The sequence below is a fragment of the Nocardioides terrigena genome (genome assembly GCF_003047265.1).
Lineage (GTDB): Bacteria > Actinomycetota > Actinomycetes > Propionibacteriales > Nocardioidaceae > Nocardioides > Nocardioides terrigena.
The window spans coordinates 61,109-80,866 of record NZ_PZYY01000008.1 but is presented as its reverse complement, the minus strand read 5'-3'; the positions used below and the strand labels follow the sequence as shown (position 1 = coordinate 80,866).

Genomic DNA, 19,758 nt, shown 5'->3' with positions numbered 1-19,758 from the left:
GGGGTGAAGCGCTCCCACAAGCCCATGACCGGCGCCGTGGCGATCCTCGCCACCGCCCTCATCGCGATCAACCTGCGCCCCGGCGCCACGTCGATCGGCCCGGTCCTCGAGGAGGTCACCGCCGGCCTCGGGATCGGCTCCGGCACGGCGGGCGTCCTCACCGGCCTGCCCGGGTTGTGCTTCGGGCTGGTCGGCGCGATGGCCGTGGGGATCTCCCGCCGGATCGGGGTCACGACGGGCATCGCCGCCGGCCTCGCCCTGGCCGGGATCTGCCTCGTCCTGCGCGGCCTGACGGACATCCCCTGGCTGTTCCTCGTCCTGTCGGCGCTCGCGCTGGCCGGCATGGCCGTGGGCAACGTGATGGTCCCGGCGTGGATGAAGGCGCACGCCCCGTCGGACAACGTCCTGCTGCCCACCGTCTACGGCACCACGCTCATCGTCGGCGGCACCCTCGGCTCCGCCCTCACCGCCCCGGCCGCCGCACAGGTCGGGTGGGGCCCGGCGCTCGCGATGTGGGGCGTGCTGGCGCTGGTCTCCCTGCCGCTCTGGGCGTGGCTGGCCGTCCGGGAGCGTTCCTCGCGACCGTCCGAGGCACCCTCGCCGCCCGACCCGACCCTGCGGATCTACCGCTCGCGCACGGCGGTGGCCCTGACGACCCTGTTCGCCGTGCAGTCGATGCACGCCTACGTGCAGTTCGGCTGGCTGCCCCAGATCTACCGCGACGCGGGCCTCTCCCCCGGTTACGCGGGCGCCATGCTGGCCACCGTCACGTCGTGCGGCATCGCCGGCGCACTGCTGATGCCGACGGTCATCGACCGCTCCCCCAGCCTGGCGCCGTGGATGCTCGGCTTCGCCGTGGCGATGCTGGGCGGCTACCTCGGACTCGTCACCATCCCGGCCACCCTGCCGTGGCTGTGGGCGCTGCTGCTCGGCTTCTCCGGCCTGGCGTTCCCGACGACCCTCGCGCTGCTCACCGCCCGCACCCACGACCGGCGGATCACGGCCCGGCTGTCGGGCTTCGTGCAGCCGGTCGGCTACCTGCTCGCGGCACTGGGCCCCGTGACCGTCGGGCTGCTGCACGCCGCCACCGACAGCTGGACGGTCCCCATCCTGTTGCTGATGTCCACGGTCGTCCCCTTCACCTGGGCCGGGCTGCGCGTCTCGCGACCGGTGTACGTCGACGACGAGCTCGCCACGGAGTGACGTTCGGCCCTTACCCGCACTCGCGAGCGGCTGTTGGCTGGGCGGTGAGCGAGGAGGTGGGGGCGATGGAGGCCTGGGTCGACCTGTACTGGCTGCCCCTCGGGGCGGGCGGCCACGTCGTACGCCTGAACGGCCGCCTCTACGAGCGCCTGACCGCGCGTCGCGAGCACCGCCCACCCCTGGACCTCTACCACTCCGGCCTCATGGTGGGCGTCGACGGCGTCACGTACGCGGTCGAGATGGGACCGGTCTGGAACGTCTCCGACCCCCACCGCGGGGTCCTCTGCGAGGGCCCGGTCGCGTCCGAGCGGCTCGGCCGCTTCCGCGCGTTCCGCTACGAGGTGCGCTGCTGGCCCGGCGGCCGCATCCCCGACATCGCCGAGGCCGTCGCCAGCCCCGTCCGTACGACGGACGACCCGGCGCAGGTCGCGGCCGTGCTCGACGTGCTCGCGCAGGTCCCGCCCCTCACCTGGGGTCGCGACGAGCTGCACGCCGGCGAGATGTGGAACTCCAACTCCGTCGTCTCGTGGGCGCTCGCGCGATCCGGTCACGACATGGACTCGCTCCGCCCGCCCCTCGCCGGTCGCGCCCCGGGATGGGACGCGGGCCTGCACCTGGCCGAGCGACTACGTCGGGCCGAGGGACCGCTGCGTCGGTGAGGCGCCGCCGCGAATCCACTGGTCGTGGACCACGGGCTCCTCTAGGTTCTGCCGCATGAGCTTGAAGTGGGAGCAGGTCATCGTCCACGCGCAGGACCCGGTGGCGTTGGGCCGTTGGTGGGCCGAGGCGCTGGGCTGGGTCGTCGTCTACACGGACGAGATCAACGAGCTCGAGATCCGCCCGGAGGCCGACCGCACGCCGGGGCTGGACTTCGTGCGCCTCGACGAGGCCAAGCAGGGCAAGAGCCGGCTGCACCTCGACTTCCGGCCGGACAGCCAGGACGACCAGGACGCCGAGGTCGCTCGACTGATCGCGCACGGTGCACGACGCGCGGACATCGGCCAGGGCGACCGGCCGTGGGTCGTGCTGGCGGACCCGGAGGACAACGAGTTCTGCATCCTCGGCCCGAGCTCGGAGTAGATGCCGCCGGGGGCTCGTAGAATCGACGCATGCCCGGCCTGGAGCACACCGTCACCATCGCGGCTCCGCCCGAGGCGGTCTGGGCGGTGGTCGTCGACGTCGAGCGCTGGCCCGAGCGGATCCCCACGGTCGAGGCCGTGGAGCGGCTCGACGACGGTCCGCTGGTCGTCGGGTCCCGGACCCGGTTGCAGCAGCCCCGCCTGCCCACCGCGGTGTGGACGGTCACCGAGATGACCGACGGGCGGTCCTACACCTGGGAGTCGAGCTCGCCGGGTGTCACCGTGACCGCGTCGCACGTCGTCGAGCCGCACCCCACCGGGAGTCGACTCACCCTCACCGTCACCGTGTCCGGTCCGCTCTCCTCGATCGGCTGGCTGATGACGAGGTCACTGACCAAGAGGTACGTCGGGACCGAGGCCGACTCCGTCAAGTACGCCGCCGAGGCGCCGGCCGAGTAGCGGCCGGATGTCCCGTGGGACGTCAGGCGCAGTCGCGGCAGATGTCCTTGCCCGGCGACTCCCGACGCGACTCGTGCTGGACGAGGAAGCAGGAGGTGCAGGTGAACTCGTCGTTCTGCCTCGGCGTGACCTCGATGGAGAGCTCTTCGTGCGAGAGGTCCGCGCCGGGGAGCTCGTAGGACTCGGCCAGCTCGGTCTCGTCCTCGTCGATCTTGCCCGAGGTCTTGTCCTGCTCACCCGACGTCAGGCGTCGCGCCTCGCGGCTCTCTTCCTTCTGTTCGTCCTCGGTCTTGCGCGATGCGTCGTAGTCAGTGGCCACGTGGGGTCCTTTCGGGGTCGAGCGCGCATCGTAGGCCCGGACGACGTCGCACGGTGCATCGAGACGCAGGGGTGGACATGCACGCCCGGCGAGACGACCCGGAAGGCCGTCCGACAGGCGCCGACGAGCGACCGCAGTCAGCTCCTGGAAGGCTCAGACCGAACGCTCGAAGGTCACGATGAGACCGTCGACACCGCCCGGCCCGACCCGGCCCTTGATCTCCGTCGAGGTGATCGCCTTCAGCCGCCACCCCTGCCGGGCGTGCCCGTTGAGCATCGTCTCGAGCTTGTCGCCCGACATCTTGCCGCCGAGCATCTTCTCGCGGAGCTCCACCACTTTGTATTCGTAGGCCATGGATCGGAGCGTAGGCCGCCGGCCCATGGAGCTTCAGGGACAGAAGTCCCGTCTCCGGCGACGACAGGCCCTGATCAGGGGATGACCCGGGCGTTGCGGTACTGCTCGGCGTACGCGAAGAACGTCGCCCTGCTGTCGCGGGTGGCCCAGAACCCGGCGGCGCGGCTCTTGTTCATGTCCGTGACGACCTCCATGTCCCTCCCGAGGTCGGCGTCGGAGTGCCACCAGGACGCGACGCGCGACAGGTCCGGCTCGACGAGGCCGTACGTCGCCGCCAGCTCGCGCCACACCGGCTCCATGCCGGCCATCGAGACCTCCAGGGGGCGCGGCTCGTCGGCGTACCCCTCCCACTCCAGGTCGAACCACGCCGCGACCTGGGGCCACAGCCAGCGCCACCGGAAGACGTCGCCGTTGGCGGCGTTGAACGCCTGGTCCTGCCCGGCCGGCGTCCGTGCCGCCCACAGCATCTGCTCGGCGAGCAGGTCGGCGTCGGTGACGTCCGTCAGCCCGTTCCACTGCTGCTCCGAGCCGGGGAACACGAAGGGCAGGTTCCTCGCGCGGCACAGCGAGGCGTAGGCGCACAGCGTGGCCACCATGTTCATCGCGTTGCCCGTGGCGAACCCGAACACCGTGTGCGAGCGGTGCACGCTCCAGGTGAAGCCGTCGCGCTCGGCGGCGGCGAAGAGCTCGTCCTCCTGCACGTAGTAGAAGTTGGGGTAGGGCAGCCGCTCCTCGTCCTCACGGAAGGGCGTGTCGGGCATCTCGCCCTGGCCGTACGCCTCGAACGGCCCGAGGTAGTGCTTGAGCCCGGTCATCAGCGCCACGTGCTCGAGCGAGCCGGCCGGCGACAGCGCGGCCAGCAGGTCGCGGACGGCTCCGCCGTTGACCCGGATGTTCTCCGCCTCGGTCTCCATCCGGGTCCACGCGGTGATCGCCACGAAGTCCGGCGCCACGTCCGCGAGCGCCTCGGCCAGCCCCGCGGGGTCGCCGAGGTCGGCACGGACAGGACGTACGTCGGGGTGCGGCGTGGTGCCGCTGCGGGAGAGGCCGTAGGTCTCCCAGCCCTCGTCGACGAGTCGCCGGGCGACGGACTGCCCCACGATCCCGGTGGCTCCCACCACCAGGGCACGGCCCGGTGACGACGTGGATGACTCGGACATGCGTGGTCCTCTCAGCAGCGGGCGAGCGTCGTACGACGGCCGCTGCTCGACACTACGGTCCGACCCCACTCACCGGAGCACGGCCCGGTGCGGGCGGGTGCCGAGGTCAGACGTGGCCGCTGAGCTGGGCCAGTCGGACCGCCAGGGCGTCCACCATCGCGCTGGCCTGCTTGGCCGAGACGGCCGAGGTGCGGTCGCCACCGTGGCTCGACACCGGCAGCACGTCGACCGACAGCTTCGCCCCGCCGGCGAGCGCCCGCAGCTCGTCGATCTTGGCACCGAAGGCCGAGCCGCTCCCCGGGGAGTAGTACTCCATGACCTCGTCCAGCTCGTCGGCGTACAGGTCGGTCTTGGTGACGGCGATGACCAGCCAGACCGGCCGGTCGCGGCGCACGGCCATCGAGGCGATCCGGTGCGACGTGATCGCCCAGTCCTCGAGCTCCGCGGCGAGCAGCTCCTCGCGGGTGGCCGTCGCCAGGCCGGACGTGCCGGCCACGCGCCGGGGCGTGGCGTGGCCGTTGGCGACCACGTGGATGATCCCGTCGACCGGCTCGTCGTGGAAGACCTCGTCGAGCGCCGAGAGCCGCGTCGCCGCGTTGTCCCCCGGCACCACCAGGAACCGGAAGCCCTGCAATCGGCGCGAGCGGCGGGTCCGTCGCTCCATGACGGCGGAGCCGACCTCGCCCACGCCCTCGCCGGACGTGCGCCGCGAGAGCCGGTTGGCCAGCTCGGTCTTGCCGACCCCGGTCATGCCGGTGACGGCCACCGTCGGGAAACGCCGCCGGAACAGCCGGCCCACGCGCTCGGGGGCGGCCGTCAGGCCGGACAGGACGCCGCCGGCGATGGTCGCGCCGAGGGCGGCACGTCCGGAGGTGGGCAGGACCGTCCGGAAGCGGGTGGATGAGCGGGACACGAGACTCCTCGGGCTACGCATGAGGGAGGGCGGGCACGACCGAGCCTACGTTCGGCCCGACCCGCGCCCGGTCACAGGACGCTGGGGTCGAGGTCCAGCGTGGTGCGGTCGCCCCCGGCGAGCAGGTCGAGCAGCGGAGCGACCTTCGGCAGCTCACGGCCGAAGAAGTACGCCGTCGCGGCGCGCTTGCCGTCGTAGAAGGCGCCCTCCTTGCCGTCGGCGACCAGCCACTGCTCCAGCCAGAGCCAGGCGACGACCAGGTGGCCGGTCGCCTCGAGGTACGCCGTCGCGTCGGCGAGCATGGCCTGCTGGTCACCGCGGGTCGCGATCGCGCCGGTGACCTCGACCAGCCGGTCGGCGGCCGCCGTGAGCTGCGCGGCGTACCTCTCGCCGTCGGCGTCCCCGGTGCCGGCGGCGCGACGCGCGGTCTCGTGGATCCGGCCGACGAGCAGGGCCAGCCCGGCACCGGCGTCCATCAGCACCTTGCGACCGAGGAGGTCGAGCCCCTGGATGCCGTGGGTGCCCTCGTGGATCGCGTTGAGCCGGTTGTCGCGGTAGTGCTGCTCGACGTCGTGGTCGCGGGTGTAGCCGGCGCCGCCGAGCACCTGGATGGCCAGGTCGTTGGCGGCCAGGCACCACTGCGACGGCCAGCTCTTGGCGATCGGGGTGAGGACCCCGAGCAGCTTCTCCGCCTCGGCGGTCACGTCCGCGTCGTCCAGGGACGCGATGTCGTCGACCAGCCGCGAGCAGTAGAGGTTGAGCGCGAGGGCGCCCTCGACGTACGACTTCTGGGCCAGCAGCATCCGGCGCACGTCCGGGTGCTCGACGAGCGGCACCTGGGGCGACTCCGGCGACGCCCCCAGGGGCCTGCCCTGGAGCCGCTCGCGCGCGTAGGCCAGCGACTTGAGGTAGCCGGTGTAGCCGAGCGCGGTGGCGCCCAGGCCGACGCCGATCCGGGCCTCGTTCATCATCGTGAACATGGCGGGCAGGCCGCGGTGCTCGGTGCCGACCAGGTGGCCGACGGCGCCCGGCCGTCCGCCGGGCGTGAACGCACCGTCGCCGAAGATCGGGGCGGTGTTGACCGTGCCGCGGAAGCCCATCTTGTGGTTGATCCCGGCGAGCACGACGTCGTTGCGCTCACCCACCGTGCCGTCCTCCCCCACGAGGTGCTTCGGCACCAGGAACAGCGAGATCCCCCGGGTGCCGAGCGGGGCGTCGGGGGTGCGGGCGAGGACGAGGTGCACGATGTTGTCGCCCATCTCGTGGTCGCCGCCGGAGATCCACATCTTGCGTCCGAAGAGCCGGTAGGTGCCGTCGGGCTGCGGCTCGGCCCGGGTGGTGATGTCGGCCAGGTTGGAGCCGGCGTGGGGCTCCGAGAGTGCCATCGTGCCGAAGAACCGGCCGGTCGTCATCGGCTCCACGAACCGGCCGACCAGCTCGGGGGTCGCGTGCACGGTGAGGAGGTTGGCGTTGGCGAGGGTGAGCAGCGCGTAGCCCGCCGTGCCCACGTTGGCCGCGTGGAACCACGCCATGCACGCGCCGAAGACCGACGAGGGCAGCTGCAGCCCGCCGGCCTCCTCGCCCAGCGGCGCTGCGAGGAACCCCGCGTCGGCGAACGCCCGCAGCGCCGGCTCGACCTCCGGGACCAGCTCGACGCGCTCGCCGTCGAAGCGCGGCTCCGCCAGGTCCGCCGCCCGGTTGTGCGGGGCGAAGTGGTCGGTCGCGATCCGCTCGGCGAGCCCCAGCAGGTCCTCGACGACGTCGCGGGAGTGCTCGGCGTACCTCGTGCGCTCGAAGAGGCTCTCGGTGTCGAGCCACTCGAAGAGCAGGAAATCCAGGTCCCGGCGCGACATGATCAGGCTCATCGATGCTCCCTCGGTGGATCGGCCCGTTCCATGACTACACGACGCGAGGACGGACCCGCGATCCAGGCGCGCTCGGAGTAGGACGCTGACTGCTCTTGGCCCCAGAGGCACGCTGCTGTGAGCGTGAAACCGCTCACATTCGATGCGTCGTACCAGCGTGAATACGCCGGCCACGACCGCATCCCGATTCGACCGACCCCACCGTCACGTGTTGTCGTGGTGGGGTCGCTGGCGGTGTCCTCCACCCGAGAGGCGCCTCCCTTCGTGAGGTGTTGCACGCCGCGGCCTCGACGCCCGGACCGACGGCGTCGCGTCCGAGCGCCGCCGCCGGCGCACCCCACTGCGTGAGGTCACTGCCTGTGCTTGCCACTCCCAGAACCTTCCTGCCCACCCGTCTCCGCGGCGTCGCCGCCGGCACCGCCGCGGCCGCCCTGGCCATCACCCTCCTGCCCGGCGCAGCCGCCGCCCAGGAGTCCACCCGGGCCGACGGCCAGGTGGCCGTCCGCCTGAAGGTGGCCACCCAGCCCGCCGTCGAGGTGGCCGTCCCGCCCCGTGCCTGGCCGACCGCCGTGGTCGAGGGCCAGGGTGTCGCCGTCGACGGCAACGACCTGGTCCAGGTCGTCCGTGACGGGCGCAAGGTCAGCGGGAGCAAGAAGCGCGTCCAGCACGGCGACACCGTGCGGATCGTCGCCGTCGAGAAGACCCGCAAGACCAAGACCGCGCGGGTCCGCGCCGGCGTCGTGGAGGTCCCCACCACCAAGCTCGCCCCCGGCCGCCGCAAGGTCGTCCGCCCCGGCAAGGCCGGCATGCGACGGATCGTCGCGGTGCGCACGCTCCACAACGGCGAGCCCGCGAAGTACCGCGTCGTTGCCCGCAAGATCGTCCGCAAGCCGCAGGCCCGTCGGGTGCTCGTCGGCCGGCAGCCCTGGTCCGTGCCGGGCACGGACGGGCTCAACTGGGGCGCCCTCGCCGGGTGCGAGTCCGGCGGCAACCCGCGCGCGGTCAACGCGGCCGGCTACTACGGCCTCTACCAGTTCAACGTCGCGACGTGGCGCAGCGTCGGCGGGTCCGGCATGCCGCACCACGCGTCGGCCGGCGAGCAGACCTACCGGGCCAAGAAGCTGTACGCCTCGCGCGGCCGCTCCCCGTGGCCGACCTGCGGCCGCCTGCTCTGACCCGGCTCTGAGCCACTGAGTGCCGTGGGAGAGCACCTACGCTGGTGCGGTGAGTGACGCGCTGGACGCCGGGCCGTTCTTCCACGGCACCAAGGCCGACCTGCAGGTCGGGGATCTCCTCACGGCCGGGTTCAGGTCGAACTACCGGCCCGAGGTCGTGATGAACCACGTCTACTTCACGGCGACACCTGACGGTGCCGGGCTCGCGGCGGAGCTCGCCGCGGGCGAAGGTGCTCCCCGGGTGTACGCCGTGGAGCCGACGGGGGCGTTCGAGGACGACCCCAACGTGACCGACAAGAAGTTCCCCGGCAACCCGACCCGGTCCTACCGGAGCAGCCACCCGCTCCGGGTCGTCGGCGAGGTGGCGGACTGGACCCGGTTGACCCCGGAGGCGCTGCAGGCCTGGCGGGACCGGCTCGCGGTGATCCTCGCGGAGCGCGGCGAGATCATCAACTGAGCCGTCTCGCCGGCCTTCGTACGGCGCGTCGGCCGCGCCGAGTCCTAGGGTCGACGGATGGAGCTCACCGATCCGTCCCCCGAGGACCTCACCCACCTCCGCCGCTGCATCGGCCTCGCCCGCGAGGCGCTGGACGCCGGCGACGAGCCGTTCGGCTCGGTCCTGGTCGACCCAGATGGCGTCGTGCTGCGCGAGGACCGCAACCGCACGGCGGACGGCGACCAGACCCGCCACCCGGAGTTCGAGCTCGCACGCTGGGCGGCGACCCACGTCGCACCGGAGGTACGCCCCGCCTGCACGGTCTACACCTCGGGCGAGCACTGTCCGATGTGCGCCGCCGCCCACGCCTGGGTCGGCCTCGGGCGCATCGTGTACGCCGGGTCGACCGCGCAGCTCACGGAGTGGAGGCAGGCCCGTGGCCTCGCACCGGGACCGGTGGCGCCCCTGCCCATCAACGCCGTCGCGCCGGGCCTGCCGGTCGCCGGGCCGGTCCCCGCGTTCGCCGACGAGCTGCGGGACCTGCATGTGCGCGGTACGTCGCCCAGCAGCTAGCGGGACCTGAAGACTTGGAGCGGACGCGAGGATTTGAACCTCGACCCATTCCCTGGAGGGGAAGCGTGCTGCAACTACACCACGTCCGCGAAGCCAGCCTCTGACGAGCCTGACACGACCAGAGTATGAACCACCTCGGGGGCTGTCCCGACGGCAGGGTGCAGCTCCCTGCATCACGATCTGGATCACGGTCGACAGACGAGGCCCGCTGCGGTTCCATGGACATGGCCCGCGGAAGGAGCGCGCACATGACTTATCGGAGCCCCGGCGTGTACGTCGAAGAAGTCAGCAGCGGGACGCGGCCCCTCGAAGGGGTCGGGACGGCGATCGCGGCGTTCGTCGGCCTGGCTCCGGGCGGTCCGTTCGACAGCCCGGCACTGCGCGTCGCGGCCGGTGTCGGCCTCGTCGTCGTTGTTGCCCTGGTCGTGCGTCGCCGACACGCTTCGTGAGGGTCGGCTCGGTGTCCGGACACAGCGCCTGGGAAGACACCTAGAGAACTGCTCCTCGGGGGGCGACCTCCACCGCGGCAACACCCCGTGCGTACAACACCAGGAGCCGATCGCCGTGCCTGCACCGCAGCACCCCGGAATCCTGCGAGAGCGTGACGACGACATGATCGATGACCTCGCGTTCGCTCCTCGCGGCGCCGTCCTCGTAGACGACATCCAGCGTGTCACCGCTGAGCAACCGGACCCGGAGCACGAGCTCTTCCATGTCTCCGCACACTAGACGCGCGCAACGCCGACCCGCCATGGGTCTCCGCGGCCACGGTGCCTCATGATCCGCCCGGCCGGTCGCCCGTTCGCCGCAGGCGTGGTGGTCGCTGCGGTCCTGCTGGTTGCCGTGGTGTCCTGCCGGACGGTGGCCCCCGACGACGGGGACTCACCCCGGTCGGCAGCCGCTTCGTCGAGCTTCATGGTCGTGCAGATGAACCTGTGCCTCTCGGGCCTCGCCGGCTGCTTCGACGCGACGGGCTACCCGGACATCCTCGGCGACGCGGCGCGGCGCATCCAGGCAGCTGGGCCGAACGTGGTGACCGTGAACGAGGCCTGCCGGCGTGACGCCATCCGGATCGCCCGGCGCACGGACTACGACGTCCACTTCGCGCCGGTGCGCTACGCCGGCGCGCCGCTCCCGTGCGTCGATCCGGGCGGCCGCGGCCTGTTCGGGCTTGCCGTGCTGACGCGGAGACCCATCGTCCGCTCCGAGAGCAAGGCCTTCGTGGCGCAGGCCGAGCTGGAGGAACGTCGCTGGCTGTGCGTGTCCACGGACGACGGTGTCGACGTCTGCACCGCACACCTCGAGAACCCGGACTCGAGCCGCGCGGACGCGGCCAACGACGCCCAGTGTGCGGAGCTGCGCCGGGTCCTCACGCGCCGGGCGTCACGGCTCGTGCTCTTCGGCGGGGACCTGAACCGCCGCAGATCGTGTGCCCCCCTCGGCTCCTGGAGCCGCACCGACGCCACGTCCGACCGGTTGCCGGGGGTCCAGCACGTCTACGGAAGCCCCGCGTTCGAGGACCCGGTCGCGCGGGTGCGGCCATGGCGGTTCAGTGACCACGACCTGCTCCTCGTCAGCGCCGAGGTGGTGTCGAGGACGCCGTAGGACCCCCACCCGGGACAGCGTTGCCAAGACCGGGATGAGTCTCCATGGTGGGTTGATGGCACGACGTCTGCCGCTCCCAGCTCCTCGGCCGCTGCTCCACCCGCTTCGTGCAGTCGACAGCGCCCGCAGCGAGGTCCACCTCCTCCCGCACCACCGGATGCGGGTCACCATCGACCACCAGCCCCTTACCGGCGTCACGCCGGAGATGCTGCTGTGGTGGTTCCGGCACATCGGTGACCACATGACGTACGCAGGTCACGACATCTCGAGCTACCTGGCCTGGCACCCGCTGGATCACATCCACTGGGAGCTCGACCGAGCCGCCCCTGGCGGGGGCGCCGGGGAGGGAGCCCGCTTCCGGATCGTCGAGGCGTTCGACCGGCGGCCGGAGTTCTACGTCGACACCACCGAGACCGTGGAGAAGCTCGACGTCACCGGCATCCGGCTGGTACGTCGGCTGGCGGGCACGCCCGTGTTCCAGCTGGAGCACACGTGGTCGGCCTGCGCGCAGGGGACCCACTACGTCAGTGTCCTGGACCTGGGCGCGAGATCGTCGTTCCTGACTCCCGTGAACCGCTACCTGAGCACCAGGGCGTTCCCCGAGCGGATGGCACGGGCCTGGGTCGTCCACAACGTCGAGGAGGTCGGGGTCCTCGAGCACCTGCTCCCCACGCTGGTCGACGACCATGGCGCTCGACGCCGCTGACGGAGGAGAGTCGTCGCCGAGCACGGCAAGGTGCGCCTCGTCTACGTCCTCGGCCCGGAGTTCGACGAGTACGAGGGAGAAGCGGTGTGGGAGGACCTCGAGCTCGGCGCGCGCCATGCTCCCAGACCTCGCGCCACTGGGTCGTCGTTCCCGAACTTTGGGGTAGTCGGTCGAGCGGGAGGAGTACGCAGCCCGCCTCGCCCTAGCGTCGTGCGACGGCCGACGGACAGGGGCGAGTGATGAGGCTGTTGCTGCGGGTCATGGTCTCCGGTCTGCTCGCGACGTCCGGGGTCCTGTACCTGATGGCTGCGGCCCACCGGTGGTGGCCCGCGTGCAGGTTGGGCCGGTTCGAGGAGCCGGCCTGCGTGCGGGTGCAGAACGACGACTACGGCTACCTGGTGCCCCCCGGTCCGTGGATCCCGGTAGGCGACGCCGCCCAGCTGGCCGGGATCGCGCTGGTCTGCCTGGCGGTGGCGGTGGCAACGCTGCCGTGGCTGTGGCCGCCGCGCCACGCGGGCGTCGCGTTGGCGACGTGTGTGCCGGCGATGGCGATCGCACTGATGGGTGCGACCACGTGGAGCGCGGGACTTTCGGGCAGCCCCGTGTCGGGGGCCGAGGGGTGGGTGCCGCTCGCCGGCATCCTCTGGTGCTTCGGGTTGCCGTCGGTCCTCCTGGCTGCGGCCGCCGTCCGCATGGACGATGCGCCCCCGGGGACCACCCGGTGGCGAGTGGCCGCCGCGCTCCTGCTCGGGCTGGCCAATCCGCTCGCAGACTTCTTCATCGGCTCCGCCGCCGTCGGCTACGTCTCGCACGACTACACCCCGTGGGTGGAGGCGGTGAGCGCCACGCTCCTGCTGTCCGCGGCACTGGTCACGTGGCCGTCGACCCGGGGCCCCGCACGAGCAGGCGGTCCGGTTGCTGCGCCTCATCGGCGAGACGGGCACCTCGCGGCCACATGAGGCAGGACCAGGGCCCGTTGACGTACCCACCCAGCCATTGCCCATGTACGGGTGGCCGGGTGGTCTGGACGACCATGTCGCAGCGTGTCCCGTTTTTGGGGTAAGCGTGACTCTCGCGTGGGCTCCCTGTCCCCGTCGCTGCCTAAGGTCGAACCATGGGGGCTCACGCTGAAGCGTTGGTGGCCTGCGACCGGGGGGTCCGACAGGCAGAGATGGATTTCGTGTCCGGAAACGAGACGGTCAACCCGTTTCCTCCCGGCGCGACCATGCAGCGGGCGGGATGGAACGGCCGCATGCGCGCGCTCGTCTGCCATCGCGACCACGGACCTGACGTGTGCTGCCAGGAGCATCGCCAGCACCGCTCGCCAGTACGACGCTCCTTCCGGACCTTCTCCTACTGCGAGCAGTGCCACGACGACGTCAAGCCGTTGCTCGAGGCCGCCCGGGAAGCCGCCTCCGCACCGGTCCTGGTGGTCGCCTGATCCACCGCCGCGACGGTGGTGCTCGGACGCTGTCGATGCCGGCTTCGCCCCCGGAATGGCGTTGCCAGGACCAGAACGGGTCTCCCTGGTGGGTTGATGGCCCGACGCTTGCCACTGCCTCCGCCTCTTGCCTGGGTAGTCCCAACGTCGAGGAGGTCGGGGTTCTCGAGCACCTGACTCCCGACGTGCTCCGCCGACGGCCTGACGTCGCCGGCCCCGGTCTGTCGACGCCGTGCTGCGTTCAGCGCCACGTCCGGACGGTCGTCCAGGTCAGCCCGTCGTCGGCGGACACGGCGGCCGTGGCGTTCGCGTTCGCATAGACCAGGTCGTCTTGCGTCCACAGGCCTGAGCCGGTCGTCTCCGGGATGTCTTCGGCGGGCTGCTCGTAGACCTTCCGGAACTGCCCGCCGGCCGCCTCCGCCCGCCACACCACCAGCCGCGGCCAGATGCTGTAGGCGAGGTACGCCCCGTCTGGCGACCGCTTCATCTGCATGAACCCGCTGAACCCCGGTTCCGCCGTCCGGATGTCGTCCTCCCAGTCCAGGCCGCCGTTGCGGGAGGTGAAGATGGCGATGTCGTTGGTGCCGCCCGTCGGCCGCGCCCAGTGGGCCATCTCGCCGGGAGGGGTACCGAGGATGTAGTCGCCCTCGGTGGTGGCGGTGAGCGTCCGCAGCTGCCGGCCATCGCTGGTGTCCCACCAGGCTTCGAGCACGCCGGACTCGGACGTTGCCCGTGGCTCGGGATTCGTGCCCCAGGGGCGGTCCCCGGAGACTGGCGTGGCGGCGGACCCGTCCCAGGCCCTCGGCCACGCATGGGCGGTCGCGGTGTCCGGGTCGAGGGCGCACCAGGTGCTGCGCCAGGGGCCGGGGCACTGGAACCACAACCGCGGGTCAGAAGGTCTCATCTGACTGTCGACGCGCGTCACGCTGCGCGCGTCCCCGGACGTGTCGACCAGCCACTCACCGCCGTTGCTCTGGTCGGAGACGAGGAAGACGTCGTCCTCGGGCGTGCTCACCTGCAGGTCGACCCCGAGCTCGAACGAGGGACGCAGGTATGTCGTCGTCTCGTAGCCGTTCGTGGTCAGAGCGGCGGCGGTGAACTCGAACGGCCCACGTTCCGGGCACGGCCTGGTGCACGAGACCACCCACATCGAGATCCTCGTGTCCGGATCACCCGGCGCCACGGCGACTGTCCGCAGCAGGGCGCGTGGGTCGTGCACCACTTCCTCAGGAGTCATCGACCTCGGGAACGGCATGGTCTCCTCGGGTGTAGGCAGCGACGTGATGGTCTCGACCGGTGATGGCGCCGGGTCCACGGGGTCCGTGGCGTCCGCGCCCAGGCCGCGCACGACCACGGCGCCCACCGTGACGACAGCCACCAGCGTGGCCGCGGCCGTCAGCGACGTCCTGCGACGCCGGTGGTCGCGGGCTCGTGTGCGAAGGGCAACGGGGTCCACCTCGGGTGGGGTGAGCCCCCCGGCGACCTGGAGAGCCGCCCTGGTCAGTCGCTCGTCCAGGCTCATGACGTCGCCTCCTTGGTCGGCAGGACGGGCGCTGCCTCCGGCTCGCCGAGCAGCTCGGCGAGGCGGCGTACGGCTGCGTGATTGTGGCTCTTGACCGTCCCCGGCGCCATGCCCAGCGTCTCGGCGATCTGCGCCTGGTCCATGTCCTCGTAGTACTTGAGCACCGTCACCGCGCGCTGACGCCGCGGCAGGCTCAGCACCGCCCGCCAGACGCGCTCGTGCTCGGCGACCTCGTCCATCCGGCCGTCCCAGGCTGGTTCGTCGCGCAACGTCAGCAGCGACTCGCGCGAGGATCGCTTGCGCCACCACGACGCCGACTGGTTCACGACCACCTTGCGCGCATACGCCAGGGGGTGATCCATGGCGTCTACGCGCGACCAGTGCAGGTACACACGCACGAAGGCAGCCTGGAGGACGTCCTCGGCTCGCTGGTAGTCGCCAGTCATGAGGTAGGCAGTCCGGAACAACGAGGCCGTGTGAGCGCGAACGAACTCGGTGAACCGCTCCTCGTCGCTCTCCTGCATCTCGTCTCCTCGCTCAGGCTGGCCGAGAGACACTCCTGACTGCTCAACGCCGCGAGGCACCGCCCGGGTTCAGTCGCCGGGGCAGCTCCCAGGGCGTCGCCGCTGTGAGCTCACGGGAGTGATGAGCCTGAAAAGATGGCTGGGTGTACCCGTCCGCGGTCAAGTACGTGATCACGTCCCCGCTCTCCTTGGCGCGGGTCCTGTGGTGGTACGGCGAGGACGAGCTGTGGACCGCGGCGCTCGAGCTGGCACCATCCGTGGTCGCCGACCTCGCCCCGGAGCTCGCGGAACTCCGCGCTGAGCCGGAGCTGGTGGAGCTGGTGTGGCCGGGAGCGCCCCTCGCCGACGCACACCTGGTCCTGGGCGTCATCAAGCACTTCGAAGGCCGCGCACGCCCAGCAGTGCGACGACACCGACGCGGTGGACCGATGCCCGAGGTGCTCGACCTGGGCGAGGACGAGCGGTGGCGCGACCCGGCCTTGGCTGAGGTCTACCGGCTCGTCCAGGAGCGCACCGGGGCGCCCGCGAGCGGGCCACACCCGTGGCAGCTGCACAGGCTCCACGGCCGGTATGCGTGTGGCTGAAGCGCCGAAGGCTGACGGCCCGGAGGGGCTCGACCGGGTCAGCTCTGGTTCAGCTCTTGGGCAAGCATGACGATGATGCCGCTCGGCCCGCGAAGATAGGTGAGCCTGTACTGGTCCCCGTATGTCGCTACTCCCCGCAACGGGTGGCAATCGTGCCTCGCGGCGATCTCGAGGGCTTCGTCGATGTCGTCGACCGAGAACGCCACGCGGTGCATGCCGATCTCGTTGGGACGGGTGGGATCCGTCTCGATCGCCTCCGGGTGGATGTACTCGAAGAGCTCGAGGCGACCGTGGCCGTCCGGCGTCTGGAGCATCGCGATGTTGGCGCGGTTGCCGTCGAGACCGACGGCTGTGTCGGTCCAGTCCCCACTGACCGTGTCACGGCCGAGGACGGTGAGCCCGAGGTCGGTGAAGAAGGCGATCGTGGCTTCGAGGTCGCGGACGGCGATGCCGACGTTCTCGAGTTTGATGGGCATGCATTGCACGGTATCGAGACAGCCCTGCTGGGTGAGCAACGTCGGTCGGGTCAGGAACTGGTGTCGGCTGGTCTTGAGGTGCCGCAGGTCGGCGAGGATGCTGGTCGCATGAGGCCGATCGAGTTCGAGATCGAGCGCACGGTCCGGGCGCCGGTCGAGGACGTGTTCGCTCGGCTCATCGACATCGACGGCCACAACGCCTGGATGGCCGGCACGGGAAGCATGCTGAAGCAGACCCGCCAGACGTCGTCGGGGCCGCCCGCCGTCGGTACGACGTTCGTCGACGAGACGAGCCAAGGGACCATGCCCGGGGACATCGTCGAGCTGGAGGCGCCGCACACGATCGTCTTCCACTGGTGGGAGAAGTCGAGGTCGGGCAAGCTCAAGTTCGAGGGGTGGCCGAGCTATCGCCTGCAGCCCTCCGGCGAGGGCGAGACGCTCGTACGCCACCGCGGCAAGCTGGTGTCGTACGGGGTGTGGCGCCTGGGCACGCCCATCTGGCGCCGGCTCGCCATCAAGGAGCGCACCATCACGGTCGACGCGCTCAAGGCGTCCTTCGAGCAGGAGTCCAGCACCCCTGGGTGACCGTCCTGGGTCGGTCGACGACGCCCCCTTGTGGAATGACTGGCGCTGACGACTTCCCATCTTTCCCGAGGCGTTCGGGACTCCCGTCCCGTGTGTGGTGCTCGAGATGCGCCCATCCTGAATCGCATCGGATGCGGGGAGAAACCATCAGGACCGGCTGGGCAGAGGCACTTCAGCCCTACCCATCACCCACGCCTCCTCGGCGGCTGACGCCGTTGGTGCCGGCCCACACATCGAAGGAGTCGATGACATGAACACACGCCGAGGCACAGCTCGCCTGATCCTCGCCGGCTTCGCGCTCGTCGCGCCGCTGCTCCCCGCTGTCTCGGCGAGTGCCGTCGCTGGGACGTGCGAGGGCAGGGCCGCGACGCATCTCGGCACGCCGGGAGACGACGCACTCAGTGGGACCAACGGTGACGACGTGATGGTCGGCCTGGGCGGCGACGACACGATCTCGGGGTTGCTCGGCAACGACGTCATCTGCGGCGACGAGGGGTCGGACCGTCTGGAGGGTCTGGCGGGTGACGACCGCATCCTGGGCGGGCTGGACAGCGATGCCGCCGGCGACGTCATCTGGCCGGGAGCGGGCAACGACTACGTCGACGCCGGCCTCGATCCACTGACGCGCGACGACTTCTCCGTCCCCGTCGACACCGTGGTCTACGCGGACCTCCTCGCCGCCGGTGTCCCGGGCGGGATCAGAGCCGACCTCACCCCGGTCGGCGGACTGGGCATCGTGGCAGAGCCGTCAGGCACCGACCAGATCGTCGTGACCGAGGCCTTGGGCATCGTGGGCACGCGTACTGCGGACGTCCTGCTCGGATCGCCGTACGTCGACGTGCTGACGGGTCTTGGCGGCGCCGACCAGATCGACGGCGCCGGCGGCAACGACTCCCTCTACGCCGACCTGCCGGACACCGACATCGACCCGGCATCCGACGGCCCGGACTACATCGACGGAGGGTCCGGCGGCGACTGGATCGTCCTGGGGCAGGCTGGAGGTACGGCGCGTGGCGGAGAGGACACGGACCATCTCGAGGTCCATCCGGCGACTGGACCGGCCGTCCTGCGCGGTGAGGGCGGAGCGGACCAGATCCTGGTCGCGGCCGTGAAGGACGTCGACGTCGATGGCGGTGGGGGCGGCGACGACATCTACTTCAGGCTCGCCCCCTCGTCCCGCGGGGTGTCGGTGAACGGAGGCGGTTCCAGGGACCTTGCCATTCTCGATGTACGCAAGGCGGGCTTCAGGAAGGGCTCGACGATCACTGTGGACCTGGGCAGTGGAGTTCTGCGGACCAAGGTGCGGGCCGGTGGGGTGCGCGCCCTCGAGGTCATGGCGATCATCGGCGCGGACGAACGCTGGAAGTTCCGCGGAACCAACCGGAGCGAGGACCTGCTCATGCAGGGAGGACGCAGCCTGGAGGCCGTGATGCGCGGAGGTCGCGACTCCGTCGTCGCCACACCAGGGCGGGACATCCTCGACCTGGGCAAGGGTCGCGGCGACTTCGCGAACGGCCGCAAGGGGAGGGACACCTGTCTCGGCGCTGAGCGGGTCAGGAGCTGCGAGGACCTGAGGTCCGGCCGGTCGGGTCGAGCCGTTCTTGGTGCACGCGCGCGGGCACGGGGTGCAGACGAGCGACCCGAGCGCGGCGCGCAGGTCGTGCCCGGCCAGCGCGGTCACGCAGGGCGATCGCAGATCCTCGGCACGTGGTCGGGCCTCTCCCCGAGCAGACCCGGCTCGGCCCCGTAGGGTGGCGACGCTCGTGGACGCCGACCGCGGCACGTCCTCCCGTCAGCGAAGGAATCGTATGTGCCGAGTGCTCGCCTACATCGGACCAGAGGCCCCGCTCGAGAGCCTGCTGCTCACGCCCTCGAACAGCCTGGTCAACCAGGCGCTCGATCCTGAGCACTACCCGGACCTGCAGCTCGCAGGCTGGGGATTCGGTGCCTGGAGCGAGCACCTGCTCAAGCCGGAGGATCCCTTCATCTACCGCCGGCCCACGGCCGCCTTCTACGACGACAATGCGACCCGGATGATTCCGAGTCTCCAGGCGAGCACGGTGCTCGGCCACGTGCGGGCTGCGAGCTACGACTCGAAGGTCGTCATGGTCGACGAGAACTGCCACCCCTTCTCCTTCGACGAGACACCCTGGATCATCGCCCAGAACGGCGACCTGCCGAACTGGATGCTCCTGCAGAAGGAGCTGCTCAGGCACTGCGAGGACCGGTACCTGAAGCAGATGCGGGGCACGACCGACACGGAGTTCCTCTACGTGCTGCTGCTCTCCCTGCTCGCGGGCGACAGCGACAAAGACGTGCAACGCGCGATCGAGGAGATGGTCGGACTCATCTCGCAGGCGATGGAGGACCTCGATCTCCCTGCCCTCACCAAGATGAAGATGGCCCTGGTGTCGCCGAACCGGATCATCGGGGTCAACGTCGGCCTCGGGCACCAGGGCGAGACCAACCCGGCCGGGGACTGGAAGAAGCTGCGGGAGTCCGGTCCGGGCACGGACGACTTCGCCCTCTCGATGCTCTTGGAGCCGATGTACATGCTGATGGGTCGCCACGTCCCGGGCGACGACGCGTCGTACGACTTCGAGGCGTGCGACGAGACCGAGGCATCGGCCGCCATCTTCGCCTCCGAGGCCCTGACGGAGGACGAGGACGGCTGGTCGCACGTCGAGTTCGGGGAGATCGTGTTTCTCGAGAAGACGGGCGATCACGTGTCCAGGACCGTCACGAGGCTGTCGGTCTAGACGCCCCCGATCCGCGCAGG

25 protein-coding genes and 1 tRNA gene are annotated in these 19,758 nt (G+C 71.0%); 16 read left to right on the top strand and 10 right to left on the bottom strand.

What is annotated here, in order from left to right; translation table 11 throughout:
• Positions 1 to 3 precede the first annotated feature (3 nt).
• Genes DAE25_RS17935 through DAE25_RS17920 form a run of 4 tightly spaced genes read left to right on the top strand, consistent with a single transcriptional unit; the run spans position 4 to position 2,741 of the window.
• Positions 4 to 1,203, top strand: a complete 1,200-nt coding sequence (locus DAE25_RS17935; protein ID WP_199907662.1) for an MFS transporter — start codon at positions 4 to 6, stop codon at positions 1,201 to 1,203.
• Between the two features lie 44 nt (positions 1,204 to 1,247).
• Positions 1,248 to 1,862, top strand: coding sequence for a hypothetical protein (locus DAE25_RS17930; RefSeq protein WP_107767515.1), 615 nt, complete (start codon positions 1,248 to 1,250; stop codon positions 1,860 to 1,862).
• A 55-nt stretch (positions 1,863 to 1,917) separates the two neighbouring features.
• A complete protein-coding gene (locus DAE25_RS17925; RefSeq protein ID WP_107767514.1) occupies positions 1,918 to 2,283 on the top strand; it encodes a VOC family protein in 366 nt (121 codons plus the stop codon).
• A 29-nt stretch (positions 2,284 to 2,312) separates the two neighbouring features.
• On the top strand, positions 2,313 to 2,741 hold the full coding sequence (locus DAE25_RS17920; protein ID WP_107767513.1) for an SRPBCC family protein: 429 nt from the start codon (positions 2,313 to 2,315) through the stop codon (positions 2,739 to 2,741).
• A 22-nt stretch (positions 2,742 to 2,763) separates the two neighbouring features.
• Here the strand turns inward: DAE25_RS17920 and DAE25_RS17915 are convergent, their stop codons facing one another.
• From DAE25_RS17915 to DAE25_RS17895, 5 genes are all read right to left on the bottom strand, one after another.
• Positions 2,764 to 3,060, bottom strand: a complete 297-nt coding sequence (locus tag DAE25_RS17915) for a DUF4193 domain-containing protein (protein ID WP_107767512.1) — start codon at positions 3,058 to 3,060, stop codon at positions 2,764 to 2,766.
• Positions 3,061 to 3,213: 153 nt separating this feature from the next.
• On the bottom strand, positions 3,214 to 3,414 hold the full coding sequence (locus tag DAE25_RS17910) for a DUF4177 domain-containing protein (RefSeq protein WP_107767511.1): 201 nt from the start codon (positions 3,412 to 3,414) through the stop codon (positions 3,214 to 3,216).
• A gap of 74 nt (positions 3,415 to 3,488) precedes the next feature.
• The gene (locus DAE25_RS17905; protein ID WP_107767510.1) at positions 3,489 to 4,574 is read right to left on the bottom strand and encodes an SDR family oxidoreductase; all 1,086 of its coding nucleotides are present in this window, start codon (positions 4,572 to 4,574) and stop codon (positions 3,489 to 3,491) included.
• 106 nt (positions 4,575 to 4,680) lie between these two features.
• Complete coding sequence (locus DAE25_RS17900; protein ID WP_107767509.1) at positions 4,681 to 5,487, bottom strand: GTPase domain-containing protein; 807 nt, start codon at positions 5,485 to 5,487, stop codon at positions 4,681 to 4,683.
• A 71-nt stretch (positions 5,488 to 5,558) separates the two neighbouring features.
• Positions 5,559 to 7,352 carry an acyl-CoA dehydrogenase gene (locus tag DAE25_RS17895; protein WP_107767508.1) on the bottom strand — a complete coding sequence of 598 codons (1,794 nt, stop codon included), beginning with the start codon at positions 7,350 to 7,352 and terminating at the stop codon, positions 5,559 to 5,561.
• A gap of 359 nt (positions 7,353 to 7,711) precedes the next feature.
• Between DAE25_RS17895 and DAE25_RS24000 the strand changes: the two genes are divergently transcribed.
• The 3 genes from DAE25_RS24000 to DAE25_RS17880 are packed head-to-tail and all read left to right on the top strand — an operon-like array spanning position 7,712 to position 9,536.
• Positions 7,712 to 8,527: a resuscitation-promoting factor gene (locus DAE25_RS24000; RefSeq protein ID WP_234411128.1), complete on the top strand. Its 816-nt coding sequence runs from the start codon at positions 7,712 to 7,714 to the stop codon at positions 8,525 to 8,527.
• Between the two features lie 49 nt (positions 8,528 to 8,576).
• Positions 8,577 to 8,984: an NAD(+)--rifampin ADP-ribosyltransferase gene (arr, locus tag DAE25_RS17885; protein ID WP_107767571.1), complete on the top strand. Its 408-nt coding sequence runs from the start codon at positions 8,577 to 8,579 to the stop codon at positions 8,982 to 8,984.
• 57 nt (positions 8,985 to 9,041) lie between these two features.
• Positions 9,042 to 9,536: a nucleoside deaminase gene (locus DAE25_RS17880; RefSeq protein ID WP_107767507.1), complete on the top strand. Its 495-nt coding sequence runs from the start codon at positions 9,042 to 9,044 to the stop codon at positions 9,534 to 9,536.
• 15 nt (positions 9,537 to 9,551) lie between these two features.
• On the opposite strand, the gene DAE25_RS17875 is transcribed toward DAE25_RS17880, so the two are convergent.
• Positions 9,552 to 9,625, bottom strand: a tRNA-Gly gene (locus tag DAE25_RS17875).
• Between the two features lie 159 nt (positions 9,626 to 9,784).
• Here DAE25_RS17875 and DAE25_RS17870 point away from each other — a divergent pair.
• The gene (locus DAE25_RS17870; protein WP_159083831.1) at positions 9,785 to 9,985 is read left to right on the top strand and encodes a hypothetical protein; all 201 of its coding nucleotides are present in this window, start codon (positions 9,785 to 9,787) and stop codon (positions 9,983 to 9,985) included.
• 40 nt (positions 9,986 to 10,025) lie between these two features.
• Here DAE25_RS17870 and DAE25_RS17865 read toward each other — a convergent pair whose 3' ends face one another.
• On the bottom strand, positions 10,026 to 10,250 hold the full coding sequence (locus DAE25_RS17865; RefSeq protein WP_107767505.1) for a hypothetical protein: 225 nt from the start codon (positions 10,248 to 10,250) through the stop codon (positions 10,026 to 10,028).
• A gap of 63 nt (positions 10,251 to 10,313) precedes the next feature.
• On the opposite strand from DAE25_RS17865, the gene DAE25_RS17860 reads away from it, so the two are divergent.
• From DAE25_RS17860 to DAE25_RS17845, 4 genes are all read left to right on the top strand, one after another.
• Complete coding sequence (locus tag DAE25_RS17860; protein WP_107767504.1) at positions 10,314 to 11,141, top strand: endonuclease/exonuclease/phosphatase family protein; 828 nt, start codon at positions 10,314 to 10,316, stop codon at positions 11,139 to 11,141.
• 55 nt (positions 11,142 to 11,196) lie between these two features.
• Positions 11,197 to 11,847, top strand: coding sequence for a hypothetical protein (locus DAE25_RS17855; RefSeq protein ID WP_107767503.1), 651 nt, complete (start codon positions 11,197 to 11,199; stop codon positions 11,845 to 11,847).
• Between the two features lie 239 nt (positions 11,848 to 12,086).
• Positions 12,087 to 12,806 carry a hypothetical protein gene (locus DAE25_RS17850; protein WP_159083830.1) on the top strand — a complete coding sequence of 240 codons (720 nt, stop codon included), beginning with the start codon at positions 12,087 to 12,089 and terminating at the stop codon, positions 12,804 to 12,806.
• A gap of 221 nt (positions 12,807 to 13,027) precedes the next feature.
• On the top strand, positions 13,028 to 13,288 hold the full coding sequence (locus tag DAE25_RS17845) for a hypothetical protein (protein ID WP_159083829.1): 261 nt from the start codon (positions 13,028 to 13,030) through the stop codon (positions 13,286 to 13,288).
• Between the two features lie 241 nt (positions 13,289 to 13,529).
• On the opposite strand, the gene DAE25_RS17840 is transcribed toward DAE25_RS17845, so the two are convergent.
• The gene (locus DAE25_RS17840) at positions 13,530 to 14,810 is read right to left on the bottom strand and encodes a hypothetical protein (protein ID WP_107767500.1); all 1,281 of its coding nucleotides are present in this window, start codon (positions 14,808 to 14,810) and stop codon (positions 13,530 to 13,532) included.
• On the bottom strand, positions 14,807 to 15,334 hold the full coding sequence (locus DAE25_RS17835) for a SigE family RNA polymerase sigma factor (RefSeq protein ID WP_107767499.1): 528 nt from the start codon (positions 15,332 to 15,334) through the stop codon (positions 14,807 to 14,809). The genes DAE25_RS17840 and DAE25_RS17835 overlap by 4 nt, the downstream gene beginning before the upstream one ends.
• A gap of 143 nt (positions 15,335 to 15,477) precedes the next feature.
• Between DAE25_RS17835 and DAE25_RS17830 the strand changes: the two genes are divergently transcribed.
• Positions 15,478 to 15,918: a hypothetical protein gene (locus tag DAE25_RS17830; protein WP_107767498.1), complete on the top strand. Its 441-nt coding sequence runs from the start codon at positions 15,478 to 15,480 to the stop codon at positions 15,916 to 15,918.
• 38 nt (positions 15,919 to 15,956) lie between these two features.
• Here DAE25_RS17830 and DAE25_RS17825 read toward each other — a convergent pair whose 3' ends face one another.
• Positions 15,957 to 16,394, bottom strand: coding sequence for a VOC family protein (locus DAE25_RS17825; protein ID WP_107767497.1), 438 nt, complete (start codon positions 16,392 to 16,394; stop codon positions 15,957 to 15,959).
• Positions 16,395 to 16,502: 108 nt separating this feature from the next.
• Here DAE25_RS17825 and DAE25_RS17820 point away from each other — a divergent pair, with 108 nt between their 5' ends.
• From DAE25_RS17820 to DAE25_RS17810, 3 genes are all read left to right on the top strand, one after another.
• Positions 16,503 to 16,979: an SRPBCC family protein gene (locus DAE25_RS17820; protein ID WP_107767496.1), complete on the top strand. Its 477-nt coding sequence runs from the start codon at positions 16,503 to 16,505 to the stop codon at positions 16,977 to 16,979.
• A gap of 250 nt (positions 16,980 to 17,229) precedes the next feature.
• Positions 17,230 to 18,729, top strand: coding sequence for a calcium-binding protein (locus DAE25_RS17815; RefSeq protein ID WP_107767495.1), 1,500 nt, complete (start codon positions 17,230 to 17,232; stop codon positions 18,727 to 18,729).
• Positions 18,730 to 18,796: 67 nt separating this feature from the next.
• Positions 18,797 to 19,738 (top strand): class II glutamine amidotransferase, encoded by a 942-nt coding sequence (locus DAE25_RS17810; protein ID WP_199907661.1) that lies wholly within the window; start codon positions 18,797 to 18,799, stop codon positions 19,736 to 19,738.
• The last annotated feature ends 20 nt before the right edge of the window (positions 19,739 to 19,758 follow it).

Excerpts from the sequence above, each read along its gene's own strand:
- DAE25_RS17925 (WP_107767514.1), top strand. The coding sequence starts at position 1,918 with ATGAGCTTGAAGTGGGAGCAGGTCATCGTCCACGCGCAGGACCCGGTG.
- DAE25_RS17920 (WP_107767513.1), top strand. The coding sequence starts at position 2,313 with ATGCCCGGCCTGGAGCACACCGTCACCATCGCGGCTCCGCCCGAGGCG.
- DAE25_RS17910 (WP_107767511.1), bottom strand. The coding sequence starts at position 3,414 with ATGGCCTACGAATACAAAGTGGTGGAGCTCCGCGAGAAGATGCTCGGC.
- DAE25_RS17905 (WP_107767510.1), bottom strand. The coding sequence starts at position 4,574 with ATGTCCGAGTCATCCACGTCGTCACCGGGCCGTGCCCTGGTGGTGGGA.
- DAE25_RS17895 (WP_107767508.1), bottom strand. The coding sequence starts at position 7,352 with ATGAGCCTGATCATGTCGCGCCGGGACCTGGATTTCCTGCTCTTCGAG.
- DAE25_RS17880 (WP_107767507.1), top strand. The coding sequence starts at position 9,042 with ATGGAGCTCACCGATCCGTCCCCCGAGGACCTCACCCACCTCCGCCGC.
- DAE25_RS17870 (WP_159083831.1), top strand. The coding sequence starts at position 9,785 with ATGACTTATCGGAGCCCCGGCGTGTACGTCGAAGAAGTCAGCAGCGGG.
- DAE25_RS17865 (WP_107767505.1), bottom strand. The coding sequence starts at position 10,250 with ATGGAAGAGCTCGTGCTCCGGGTCCGGTTGCTCAGCGGTGACACGCTG.
- DAE25_RS17860 (WP_107767504.1), top strand. The coding sequence starts at position 10,314 with ATGATCCGCCCGGCCGGTCGCCCGTTCGCCGCAGGCGTGGTGGTCGCT.
- DAE25_RS17855 (WP_107767503.1), top strand. The coding sequence starts at position 11,197 with ATGGCACGACGTCTGCCGCTCCCAGCTCCTCGGCCGCTGCTCCACCCG.
- DAE25_RS17850 (WP_159083830.1), top strand. The coding sequence starts at position 12,087 with ATGAGGCTGTTGCTGCGGGTCATGGTCTCCGGTCTGCTCGCGACGTCC.
- DAE25_RS17840 (WP_107767500.1), bottom strand. The coding sequence starts at position 14,810 with ATGAGCCTGGACGAGCGACTGACCAGGGCGGCTCTCCAGGTCGCCGGG.
- DAE25_RS17835 (WP_107767499.1), bottom strand. The coding sequence starts at position 15,334 with ATGCAGGAGAGCGACGAGGAGCGGTTCACCGAGTTCGTTCGCGCTCAC.
- DAE25_RS17825 (WP_107767497.1), bottom strand. The coding sequence starts at position 16,394 with ATGCCCATCAAACTCGAGAACGTCGGCATCGCCGTCCGCGACCTCGAA.
- DAE25_RS17820 (WP_107767496.1), top strand. The coding sequence starts at position 16,503 with ATGAGGCCGATCGAGTTCGAGATCGAGCGCACGGTCCGGGCGCCGGTC.
- DAE25_RS17815 (WP_107767495.1), top strand. The coding sequence starts at position 17,230 with ATGAACACACGCCGAGGCACAGCTCGCCTGATCCTCGCCGGCTTCGCG.